The organism is Agromyces sp. NPDC055661 (assembly GCF_053618135.1).
In genome coordinates this window covers 805,791-817,279 of sequence record NZ_JBSHHC010000002.1, presented here as the reverse complement: position 1 = coordinate 817,279, position 11,489 = coordinate 805,791, and the positions used below count along the sequence as shown (strand labels likewise).

10 protein-coding genes are annotated in these 11,489 nt (G+C 69.9%); all 10 read right to left on the bottom strand.

What is annotated here, in order from left to right; genetic code table 11:
* Window positions 1-56: 56 nt before the first annotated feature.
* Entirely contained in the window at window positions 57-425 is a 369-nt protein-coding gene (locus ACWGO8_RS17370; RefSeq protein ID WP_376954812.1) for an RNA polymerase-binding protein RbpA, read from the bottom strand.
* 13 nt (window positions 426-438) lie between these two features.
* Window positions 439-690: a preprotein translocase subunit SecG gene (gene secG / locus ACWGO8_RS17365; RefSeq protein WP_108595410.1), complete on the bottom strand. Its 252-nt coding sequence runs from the start codon at window positions 688-690 to the stop codon at window positions 439-441.
* An 85-nt stretch (window positions 691-775) separates the two neighbouring features.
* Window positions 776-1,564 carry a triose-phosphate isomerase gene (gene tpiA / locus ACWGO8_RS17360; RefSeq protein ID WP_452044227.1) on the bottom strand — a complete coding sequence of 263 codons (789 nt, stop codon included), beginning with the start codon at window positions 1,562-1,564 and terminating at the stop codon, window positions 776-778.
* Window positions 1,555-2,769: a phosphoglycerate kinase gene (locus ACWGO8_RS17355; RefSeq protein WP_452044226.1), complete on the bottom strand. Its 1,215-nt coding sequence runs from the start codon at window positions 2,767-2,769 to the stop codon at window positions 1,555-1,557. The genes tpiA and ACWGO8_RS17355 overlap by 10 nt, the downstream gene beginning before the upstream one ends.
* Before the next feature lie 11 nt (window positions 2,770-2,780).
* Window positions 2,781-3,785, bottom strand: a complete 1,005-nt coding sequence (gene gap, locus ACWGO8_RS17350) for a type I glyceraldehyde-3-phosphate dehydrogenase (RefSeq protein WP_376954817.1) — start codon at window positions 3,783-3,785, stop codon at window positions 2,781-2,783.
* A gap of 95 nt (window positions 3,786-3,880) precedes the next feature.
* Window positions 3,881-4,507 carry a superoxide dismutase gene (locus tag ACWGO8_RS17345; protein WP_452044225.1) on the bottom strand — a complete coding sequence of 209 codons (627 nt, stop codon included), beginning with the start codon at window positions 4,505-4,507 and terminating at the stop codon, window positions 3,881-3,883.
* 164 nt (window positions 4,508-4,671) lie between these two features.
* Window positions 4,672-5,649 (bottom strand): DNA-binding protein WhiA, encoded by a 978-nt coding sequence (gene whiA / locus ACWGO8_RS17340; RefSeq protein WP_376954820.1) that lies wholly within the window; start codon window positions 5,647-5,649, stop codon window positions 4,672-4,674.
* Window positions 5,650-5,686: 37 nt separating this feature from the next.
* Window positions 5,687-6,568, bottom strand: coding sequence for an RNase adapter RapZ (gene rapZ, locus ACWGO8_RS17335; protein ID WP_452044224.1), 882 nt, complete (start codon window positions 6,566-6,568; stop codon window positions 5,687-5,689).
* 37 nt (window positions 6,569-6,605) lie between these two features.
* Window positions 6,606-8,573, bottom strand: coding sequence for an excinuclease ABC subunit UvrC (uvrC, locus tag ACWGO8_RS17330; protein ID WP_452044223.1), 1,968 nt, complete (start codon window positions 8,571-8,573; stop codon window positions 6,606-6,608).
* Between the two features lie 5 nt (window positions 8,574-8,578).
* The gene (uvrA, locus tag ACWGO8_RS17325) at window positions 8,579-11,470 is read right to left on the bottom strand and encodes an excinuclease ABC subunit UvrA (protein ID WP_452044222.1); all 2,892 of its coding nucleotides are present in this window, start codon (window positions 11,468-11,470) and stop codon (window positions 8,579-8,581) included.
* Between the last annotated feature and the right edge of the window lie 19 nt (window positions 11,471-11,489).

The following is an 11,489-nucleotide window of genomic DNA, read 5'->3' as shown; positions in this document are numbered from 1 at the left end:
AACGCGGAAGGGGCCGGCCAAGATGGCCGGCCCCTTCCGCATGTCTGCGGGTGACGTCACTCCTGCGGAGCGGTCTGCCCACGGCGCGCGCGGAGCTGCGTGAGGGCCTCCTCGAGCAGCGCGGCGGCCTCCTCGTCGGTGCGACGCTCCTTCACGTAGGCGAGGTGCGTCTTGTACGGCTCGAGCTTCGACACCGACGGCGGGTTGTCCTTGTCGCGACCCGCCGGCAGACCCGTCGAGGGGCTGTCGATGATCTCGGGGATCTCCTCCTCGGGCAGGTTCGCCGCGAAGTACCGCACGGTCTCGTTGCCCTGGGCGTCCCAGTAGCTCACGGCGACGCGGTCGGCGTGGAACCCGCGATCCTGCTCGCCCATGGGGCCCGCGCCCACGCGCGAGCCACGGATGGCGCTGTTGCCTGATGCCATGGCGTCTCCCCCGTCAGATTCCGGCGTCGAACTTCGTGATGAGTCCGAGCACGACGATGCACGTCACCCACACGAGTCCGAGGATCACCGTGATCCGGTTGAGGTTGCGCTCGGCCACGCCGGAGGCGCCGAGGCTCGAGGTGACGCCGCCGCCGAACATGTCGGACAGACCGCCGCCGCGGCCCTTGTGCAGCAGGATGAGCAGCGTCAGCAGGAGGCTCGTGAGCCCGAGCAGCACCTGCAGGACGACCTGGAGAATCTCCACGGTGAACCTTTCCGGGCACGACGCAGGGTGTCGTGCCGACATTCGAGTATAGCCGCACGCGCGGCCGGGCCGATGGAACCCGCCGTCAGGCCCCGACGTGCTTCGTGAATCTGGCGATGCTCGAGAACTCGTCGATGTCGAGGCTCGCGCCGCCCACGAGGGCGCCGTCCACGTTCGGCTCGCGCAGGAAGGACGCGATGTTCGCGGCCTTCACCGATCCGCCGTAGAGGATGCGCGTCGCCTGGGCGACGTCGTCGCCGAGCACCTCGGCGATGACCTCGCGCAGTGCCGCGGCGACCTTCTCGGCCTGCTCGGGCGTGGCCGCCTGGCCGGAGCCGATCGCCCAGACGGGCTCGTACGCGACCACGAGGCCCTTCGCGCCGTCGACGCCCTCGAGCGCCGTGCGCAGCTGCGCCACGGGCACGGCGCTCGCGCCGAACCGCTCCAGGTCGTCGGCGGTCTCGCCGACGCATACGACGGGGATGAGACCGTGACGCTGTGCCGCGAGCACCTTCGCGTTGACCACCGCGTCGGTCTCGTGGTGGTAGGTGCGCCGCTCGGAGTGCCCGATGATGACGTACGCGCAGTCGAGGGCCGCGAGGAACGCGCCGGAGACCTCGCCCGTGTAGGCGCCCGAGTCGTGCGCCGACAGGTCCTGCGCGCCGTAGGCGAGCGGGAGCGAGTCTGCCGCGATCAGCGTCTGCACCGAGCGCAGGTCGGTGAACGGCGGGAACACGGCCACCTCGGCGTCGGCGTAGTCGTGCTTCGCGTCGGCCAGCGACCACGCGAGCTTCTGCACGAACGCGATCGACTGCAGGTGGTCGAGGTTCATCTTCCAGTTGCCCGCGATGAACGGGGTGCGCTTCACTGCCATCCGAGGACCTCCAGTCCGGGGAGCTTCTTGCCCTCGAGGAACTCGAGGCTCGCGCCTCCGCCCGTCGAGATGTGTCCGAATGCGTCGTCGGCGAAGCCGAGCTGGCGCACCGCCGCGGCGGAGTCGCCGCCGCCGACGACGCTGAGGCCGTCGACCTCGGTGAGCGCCTGTGCGACCACGCGCGTGCCCTCGGCGAAGGGCGCGAGCTCGAACACGCCCATCGGGCCGTTCCAGAACACCGTCTTCGATTCGCGGATCCGCTCGGCGAACGCCGCGGCCGTGTCGGGCCCGATGTCGAGTCCGAGTCCGGATTCCCCGAACGCCGTCTCCTCGATGGCGTCGGCCGGCGCGACCTCGTGCGCGGCATCCGCGGCGAAGCGCTCGGCCACGACCACGTCGGTCGGCAGGAGGATGTCGACGCCGCGTTCGGCGGCCTCGGCCAGGTAGCCCTGCACCGTCTCGATCTGGTCCGCCTCGAGGAGGCTCGAGCCGACCTTGTGGCCCTGCGCCGCGAGGAACGTGAAGAGCATGCCGCCGCCGATGAGCAGCGCGTCGACCCGCGGCAGCAGGTGCGCGATCACGCCGAGCTTGTCGGAGACCTTCGAGCCGCCAAGGACGACCGTGTAGGGACGCTCGGGCGACTCCGTGAGCCGGTCGAGCACGTCGAGCTCCGAGGCGATGAGGAGGCCCGCGGCGCTCGGCCGCAGCTCCTCCAGCTCGTAGACGCTTGCCTGCTTCCGGTGCACGACGCCGAAGCCGTCGGAGACCACGGCGTCGGCGAACTCGGCGAGCTGGCCGGCGAACGCCGTGCGCTCGGCCTCGTTCTTCGAGGTCTCCCCCGGGTTGAACCGGAGGTTCTCGAGCACGAGCACCTCGCCGTCGCCGAGGGCCGCGACCTTCGCCGCGGCATCCGTGCCGACCGTGTCGGACGCGAACGCCACGGGAGCGTCGATGAGCTCGTCGAGGCGGGCCGCCACGGGCGCGAGGCTGTACTTCGGGTCGGGCGCACCGTCAGGGCGACCGAGGTGGGAGACCACGATGACGCGTGCCCCCTGGCCCGTGAGGGCCTCGAGGGTGGGCACCGACGCCCGCACGCGGCCGTCGTCCGTGATGACCCCGTCCTGGAGAGGAACGTTGAGGTCGCAACGGACGACGACGCGCTTGCCGGCGAGCGGACCGAGGGTTTCGATCGTTCGCAGGGTCACGACGGCCCGCTTCAGAGGCGCTCGGCGACGTACTCGGTGAGGTCGACGAGACGGTTGGAGTAACCCCACTCGTTGTCGTACCAGCCCGAGAGCTTCACCTGGTCGCCGATGACGCGCGTGAGACCGGCGTCGAAGATGCAGGAGTACGGGTCGGAGACGATGTCGCTCGAGACGATCTCGTCCTCCGTGTACTTCAGGATGCCCTTGAGGGGACCGTCGGCGGCGGCCTTGTAGGCGGCCTTGACCTCGTCGACCGTCACGGGACGCGAGGAGGTGACGGTGAGGTCGGTGATCGAGCCGGTGGGGACCGGGACGCGCAGGGCGAAGCCGTCGAGCTTGCCGACGAGCTCGGGCAGCACGAGGCCGATGGCCTTCGCCGCACCGGTCGAGGTCGGGACGATGTTGATGGCGGCGGCGCGGGCGCGGCGCAGGTCCTTGTGCGGCCCGTCCTGCAGGTTCTGGTCGGCCGTGTAGGCGTGCACCGTGGTCATGAGGCCGCGCTCGATGCCGAACGCGTCGTTGAAGACCTTGGCCAGCGGCGCGAGGCAGTTCGTGGTGCACGACGCGTTCGAGATGATGTTGTGCTTCTCGGGGTCGTACGAGTCCTCGTTGACGCCCATGACGAAGGTCGCGTCCTCGTCGGTCGCGGGAGCCGAGATGAGGACCTTCTTCGCGCCGGCCTCGAGGTGCTTGCGCGCGTCGGCGGCCTTGGTGAAGAAGCCGGTCGACTCGATGACGATGTCGACGCCGAGCTCGCCCCAGGGCAGGTTCGCGGGGTCGCGCTCCGCGAAGGCCTTGATCGCCTTGCCGTTCACGATGATGTGGTCGTCGTCGTAGTCGACGGTCGCGTCGAGGCGGCCCGTGACCGAGTCGTACTTCAGCAGGTGCGCGAGCGTCTTGTTGTCGGTGAGGTCGTTCACGGCGACGATCTCGAGGTCGGCGCCCTGGGCGAGGGCGGCTCGGAAGTAGTTGCGGCCGATGCGGCCGAAGCCGTTGATGCCGATCTTTACGGACACGGATGTCTCCTGAATTGACGTGCGCGAATGCGCGGATTCCAAGGTGAACTGATCGGACGGCGGTGTCCCCGGACGGCGCCCGGGGACACCATCCGCTATGACAGTAGCAGCAGCCCTGAGGTCTTCTCGCGTGCGGCCTGGAGGCGCTGCTGGGCGTTGTCCCAGTTCGCGATGCTCCAGAACGCCTTCACGTAATCGGCGCGGACGTTCTGGTAGTCGAGGTAGTACGCGTGCTCCCAGACGTCGAGCATCAGCAGCGGGACGATGCCCGCCGGGAGGTTGCCCTGCTGGTCGAAGAACTGCACGATGATGGGCCGCTGGCCGATCGAGTCCCACGCGAGCACGGCCCAGCCGGAGCCCTGCACGCCGAGGGCGGTGGCCGTGAAGTGGGCCTGGAACTTGTCGAACGAGCCGAACCCGTCGTCGATCGCCGCAGCGAGCTCGCCGGTCGGCTTGTCGCCGCCGTCGGGCGACAGGTTGGTCCAGAAGATCGAGTGGTTGACGTGGCCGCCGAGGTTGAACGCGAGGTCCTTCTCGAGCTTGTTGACGTTGGCGAGGTTGCCCGAGTCGCGCGCCTCGGCGAGCTGCGCGAGGGCCGTGTTGGCACCGGTCACGTACGCCTGGTGGTGCTTCGAGTGGTGCAGCTCCATGATCCGACCGCTGATCGACGGCTCGAGGGCCGCGTAGTCGTACGGGAGATCGGGGAGGGTGTAGTCAGCCATTGCTTCTCCTTGTCAGATGCCGGGGAACCGGGCCTCTGCCCGGCGCGACCGCGGCATCCCCTAGCCTATGCCTGACGTAGCGGGCGCTGCCGGGCCTTGACGCTTTCGGTCACCTGCCCGGGCGGCAGTCGGCAGTCGGATGCCGCGGTGGCGCGCGCCCCCGCTCAGTCGTCGAGGTCGGCGGGCAGGCTCGCCTCGGTGCCGGGCACGCCCAGCTCCGCCGCGCGCTTGTCGGCCATGGCCAGCAGGCGCCGGATGCGTCCGGCCACGGCGTCCTTCGTCATGGGCGGGTCGGCGTGGTGGCCGAGCTCGTCGAGGCTGGCGTCGCGGTGCGCGAGGCGCAGCTCCCCCGCGTACTTCAGGTGGTCGGGGATGTCGTCGCCGAGGAGCTCCATGGCTCGCTCCACGCGGGCGCACGCGGCCACGGCGGCCTGCGCCGACCGACGGAGGTTCGCGTCGTCGAAGTTCACCAGGCGGTTCGCGGTGGCTCGCACCTCGCGCCGCTGCCGCAGCTCCTCCCAATTGCGCACGGTCTCGGTCGCGCCCATGATCGCGAGCATCGCGCTGATCGCCTCGCCGTCGCGGATCACGACGCGGTGCACGCCGCGCACCTCGCGGGCCTTCGCCGAGACGCCCAGGCGACCGGCCGCGCCCACGAGGGCCATCGCCGTCTCGTTGCCGGGGCACGTGACCTCGAGCGCCGCCGAGCGGCCGGGGTCGGTGAGGCTGCCGTGGGCGAGGAACGCCCCGCGCCAGACGGCCGCGACGTCGTCGCGCGAGCCCGTCGTGAGCTTGTTCGGCAGCCCGCGCACCGGACGGCGGCGGGCGTCGAGCAGCCCGGTCTGCCGGGCGAGCGTCTCGCCGCCGTCGAGCACGCGCACCAGGTACTGGTTCTGCCGGCGGATGCCCGACGGCGAGATCACGGAGACATCCGGTCGCACGCCGTAGAGCTCGCCGAGGTCGCGGGTCACGCGCCGGGCGATCGTCGGCGAGTCGAGCTCGGCCTCGATCGCGATGCGGCCCGAGATGATGTGCAAGCCGCCTGCGAAGCGCAGCACCGAGGCGAGCTCGGCCGCGCGCACGCTCGTCTTCGACACCTCGACCCGCGCGAGTTCCTCTTTCACGTCGGCGGTCAGTGCCACGTCACGTCCTCTCGTTCATTCATGGTGTGCGGCCGGCTCATTCACGGCCGCGATCGCGATGCTTCACGCTGACGGCCACGCCCGGGAGCGCGCCCAGTCGGTCGGCCAGCTCGCGGACGATGGCCACCGAGCGGTGCTTGCCGCCGGTGCATCCGATCGCGATGGTCGCATGTCGCTTGTTCTCACGTTGGTAGCCCGCGAGCACCGGCTCGAGCGCGGCGGCGTAGGCGTCGATGAACTCGCGTGCACCGGGCTGGCCGAGTACGAACTCGGCCACCTCGGGGTCCTCGCCGTTGAGGTGCCGGAGCTCGGGGATCCAGAAGGGGTTGGGCAGGAATCGCGCGTCGGCCACCAGGTCGGCGTCGGCCGGGAGCCCGTACTTGAAGCCGAAGCTCAGCAACGTGACCCGCAGGCCCGCGCGACCCTCCTCGGCGAACGTCTCGGTGATGAGCGTCGCGAGCTGGTGGATGTTGAGGTCGGACGTGTCGACGACGATGTCGCTCGACTCGCGCAGCTCGGCCAGTCGGCCGCGCTCGGCGCCGATGCCGTCGAGGAGGGTGCCGTTGCCCTGCAGCGGGTGCGGCCGGCGCACGGACTCGAAGCGGCGCACGAGCACCGCGTCGGTCGCGTCGAGGAACACGACGCGCACGTTCACGCCCGTGCGGAGTGCCTGGATGATGTCCTGCAGTTCCGAGAAGAAGTCGCGGCCGCGCACGTCGACGACCGCTGCGATGCGCGGGAGCGAGGCCCCGGCGCGTTCGACCAGCTCGACGAGCGGACGCAGCATCTGCGGCGGGAGGTTGTCGACGACGTACCAGCCCAGGTCCTCGAGCGCGTTCCCGACGGTGGATCGTCCGGCGCCCGACATCCCGGTGACGATGAGCATCTCCTGCTGGTGGTGCTCAGCCTCGGCTGCCATCGTCCCCTGCCCCCGTTTCGCGCGTCGACACCCCAGCCTACCGGGGCGCCGACACGCCGTCAGCGTGCAGGTGCGCGTGGACCGTGGCCGCGAGGCTCGGGCCGATGCCCTTCACCTCGGCGATCTCGGTCTCCCCCGCGCCGCGAAGTCGCTTCACCGATCCGAAGTGCTTCAACAGCTCCCGCACCCTGACCGGCCCGAGCCCCGGGATCTCGGAGAGCACCGTCGAGATGTCGCGCTTGCGGCGCTGGCGCTGGTGCGTGATGGCGAAGCGGTGCGCCTCGTCGCGGACGCGCTGGAAGAGGAACAGGGCGTCGCTGTTGCGCGGCAGGATGACCGGGAAGTCGGCCTCGGGCGTCCAGATCTCCTCCAGCCGCTTGGCGATGCCGCAGAGGTAGATGCCCTCTACGCCGGACTCCTCGAGCGCCCTGGCCGCAGCCGCCACCTGCGGCTGGCCGCCGTCGACGACGAGGAGGTTGGGGCGGTAGGCGAACTTCCTGCGCCGCTCGGAGATCACCGGGGCATCCGCTGCATCGCCGTCGGGCGCCTCAGCCCCGGCACTCGCGCCTTCGGCGGCGACCGCCTGATCGGATGCCTCGCCGTCGGCCGGTCTCGCGAGGTACGCGAGCCGGCGCGTGAGCACCTGGCGGATCGAGTCGGTGTCGTCGGTGGAGCTCGGGATGGTGAACCGGCGGTACTCGTCTTTCCGCGCGAGGCCGTCTTCGAACACGACCATCGACGCCACGATGTTCGTGCCGCTGAGGTGCGAGACGTCGTAGCACTCGATGCGCAGTGGCGCGTCGGCCATGCCGAGGGCCTCCTGGATGTCCTCGAGCGCCCGCGAGCGGGTGGTGAAGTCGGCGCTGCGGCGAGTCTTGTAGAGCATCAGCGACTGCTTGGCGTTCTGCGTCGCGGTGGCGAGCAGCTGGGCCTTCGCGCCGCGCTGCGCGACGCGGAGGTTCACGTTGCGGCCGGCGAGCCCGCCGAGCCAGGTCTCGAGCGCGTCGGCGTCGTCGGGCAGCTCGGGCACGACCATCTCGCGCGCCGGCGTCAGGTCGTCGCCGTACGCATTCTGCACGACGACGTCGACCAGCTCGCCGAGCTGCACGTCGAGCTCCTTGTCGACGGTCCACGACCGCTCGCCGCGGATGCGGCCGCCGCGGACCATGAACAGGTGCACCGCAGCGGCGAGCTCGTCGTGCTCGATGCCGAACACGTCGAGGTCGACGCGGTCGCCGAGCACCACGGCGCTCTTCTCGAAGAACGCCGTTGCCGCCTGCAGCTGGTCGCGCTTGCGCGCGGCCGACTCGTAGTCCTGGACGGCCGACGAGGCGTGCATCTCGCGCTCGAGGTCGCGCACGATGCGCGGGTCCTGGTTCTGCATGAACGCGACGAACCGATCGACGTTCGCCCGGTGCTCCTCGACCGTGACCCTGCCCGAGCACGGCCCGAAGCACCGCCCGATCTGGCCTGCGAAGCACGGCTTGCCCGTCGCCATCGCGCGCCGGTAGTCGCTGTCCTTGCACGTGCGGATCGGGAACAGCTTGATGAGGATCTCGAGCATGTCGGTGACGGCCCACATCTTCGGGTACGGGCCGAAGTACCGGGCCCCCGGGATGCCGCGCTTGCGCGAGACCATCGCGCGCGGCGCCTCGTCGGCGAGCGTCACGACGAGGTACGGGTACGACTTGTCGTCCTTGAACCGCACGTTGAACGGCGGCTTCAGCTCGTTGATCCACGTGATCTCGAGGTTCAGCGCCTCGACGTCGCTCGCGACGACGGTCCACTCGACGGATGCCGCGCTGAGCACCATGCGGCGGGTGCGCTCGTGCAGGCTGTACAGCGGCGCGAAGTAGTTCGACAGGCGTGCCCGCAGGTTCTTCGCCTTGCCGACGTAGAGCACGCGGCGATCGGCGTCGCGGAACCGGTAGACGCCGGGGCCCGTGGGGATCTCCCCGGGCTTCGGCCGGTACGGAACGGTGTCTCGTGACAGCGCTGTGGTCATCCGCGTCAGCTGGCGACCTCGACGTGGGCGGATGCCGCGTCGAAGATCTCGCGCAGGAAGTAGCCGGTGTGGCTCTCGGCCACTCGAGCCACCTGCTCGGGCGTGCCGGTCGCGACGACCTGGCCGCCGCCGGAGCCGCCCTCGGGCCCGAGGTCGATGATCCAATCGGCGGATTTGATCACGTCGAGGTTGTGCTCGATGACGATGACCGTGTTGCCCTTGTCGACGAGCTTGCCGAGCACCTTCAGGAGCTTGCGCACGTCCTCGAAGTGGAGGCCCGTCGTGGGCTCGTCGAGCACGTACACGCTGCGGCCGTTCGAGCGGCGCTGGAGCTCGGTGGCGAGCTTCACACGCTGCGCCTCGCCGCCCGACAGGGTCGTGGCGCTCTGCCCGAGCTGCACATAGCCGAGGCCGACGTCGACGAGCGTCTTGAGGTACCGGTGGATCGCCGAGATCGGCTCGAAGAACTCCGCCGCCTCGCTGATCGGCATCTCGAGCACCTCGGCGATGTTCTTGCCCTTGTAGTGCACCTGCAGCGTCTCGCGGTTGTACCGCTTGCCGCCGCAGACCTCGCACGCGACGTACACGTCGGGCAGGAAGTTCATCTCGATCTTGATCGTGCCGTCGCCTGCGCACGCCTCGCAGCGCCCGCCCTTGACGTTGAAGCTGAATCGGCCGGGCAGGTAGCCGCGCGCCTTCGCCTCGGTGGTCTCGGAGAAGAGCGTGCGGATGCGGTCGAACACGCCCGTGTAGGTCGCCGGGTTCGATCGCGGCGTGCGGCCGATCGGCGCCTGGTCGACGTGCACGACCTTGTCGAGCTGCTCGATGCCCATGACGCGGCGGTGCCTGCCCGGCACCTTGCGGGCGCCGTTGAGCCGGTTCGCGAGCACGCGGTAGAGGATGTCGTTGACGAGCGACGACTTGCCCGAGCCGCTCACCCCGGTGACCGCCGTGAACGTGCCGAGCGGGAACTCCACGTCGACGCCGCGAAGGTTGTTGGCCTCGGCGCCCTGCACCGAGATCATGCGACCGGGATCGATCGCGCGCCGCCGGGTGGGCATCGCGATCTCCTTGCGCCCGGACAGGTAATCACCCGTCAGCGAGCGCGAGTTCTTGAGCAGGTCGGCGTAGCTGCCCGAGTGCACCACGGTTCCGCCGTTGACGCCGGCGCCCGGGCCGATGTCGACGATCCAGTCGGCCGTGCGGATCGTGTCCTCGTCGTGCTCGACGACGATGAGCGTGTTGCCGAGGTCGCGCAGGGCGACGAGCGTGTCGATGAGGCGGCGGTTGTCGCGCTGGTGGAGCCCGATGCTCGGCTCGTCGAGCACGTAGAGCACGCCCGTGAGGCCCGAGCCGATCTGCGTCGCGAGCCGGATGCGCTGCGCTTCTCCGCCCGAGAGGGTGCCGGCCGCCCGAGCGAGGTCGAGGTAGCTGAGCCCGACTCTGATGAGGAAGTCGAGCCGGACCTTGATCTCGCGGAGCACCTGGGCGCCGATGGCCTGCTCGCGGTCGGTGAGTTGGAGTCGGTCCATGAAGGCGCGGGCGTCGGTGAGGCTGAGCAGGCCGACGTCGGCGATGCTGTGGTCGTGGATGAGCACCGAGAGCACCTCGGGCTTGAGGCGCTTGCCGTCGCACACCGGGCACGGCACCTCGCGGAGGTACTCGGCCCAGCGCGCCCGCTGCACGTCGGTCTCGGCCTGGAGGTACTGGCGCTCGATGTACGGCACCACACCCTCGAAGCCCGACGTGTAGCTCATCTCACGGCCGTAGCGGTTGCGCCACCGCACCTTGACCTCGAAGTTGTCGCCCCGGAGCACGGCGTTGCGCGCATCGGCCGGGAGCTCCTCCCACGGCGTGTCGAGCGAGAAGCCCAGGTCGCGGGCCAGCCCGTCGAGCAGCTTCTCGTAGTAGTTGTAGAGGCTCTTGCCCTGCGAGGTCCACGGCAGGATGACGCCCTCGGCGATGCTGAGCGTCGTGTCGCCGAGCAGCAGCGCCTCGTCGACCGACATGCGCGTGCCGAGGCCCGAGCACTCGGGGCAGGCGCCGAACGGCGCGTTGAACGAGAAGGTGCGCGGCTCGATCTCGGTGAGCTGGATCGGGTGCTGGTTGGGGCACGACAGCTTCTCGGAGAACGTGGTCCACGCGTCGGGGCCGGTCTCGTCGACGAAGTTGACCTGCACGAGCCCGTCGGTGAGGCGCAGCGCCGTCTCGAGCGAGTCGGTGAGACGCCCGAGGAGCTCGGGACCGGCGACGAGCCGATCGATCACGACCGAGATGTCGTGCTTGACCTGCTTCTTCAGCACCGGAGGCTCGTCGAGCCGGATGACCTCGCCGTCGACGACGGCGCGCGAGTAGCCGCCCGCCGCGAGTTCGCGGAACAGGTCGACGAACTCGCCCTTCTTCTGCGACACGACCGGGCTCAGCACCTGGTAGCGCGTGCCCTCCGACAGCTCCATGAGCTGGTCGGCGATCTGCTGCACCGTCTGCCGTTGGATCCTCTCCCCGCACACCGGGCAGTGGGGCACGCCGATGCGCGCCCAGAGGAGGCGCATGTAGTCGTAGATCTCGGTGATCGTGCCGACCGTCGAGCGCGGGTTGCGGTTCGTCGATTTCTGGTCGATCGACACCGCAGGGCTCAACCCCTCGATGAAGTCGACGTCGGGTCGGTCGACCTGGCCGAGGAACTGGCGGGCGTATGCGGAGAGCGATTCGACGTAGCGACGCTGGCCCTCGGCGAAGATCGTGTCGAACGCGAGCGAGGACTTGCCCGAGCCCGAGAGGCCCGTGAACACGACCATGGCATCGCGCGGGATCTCGACGTCGACGTTCTGCAGGTTGTGCACGCGGGCACCGCGGACACTCAGGTGCGAGTGGGCATCGAGACGTGAAACTGGCACCCTCCGAGTCTAGAGAGCA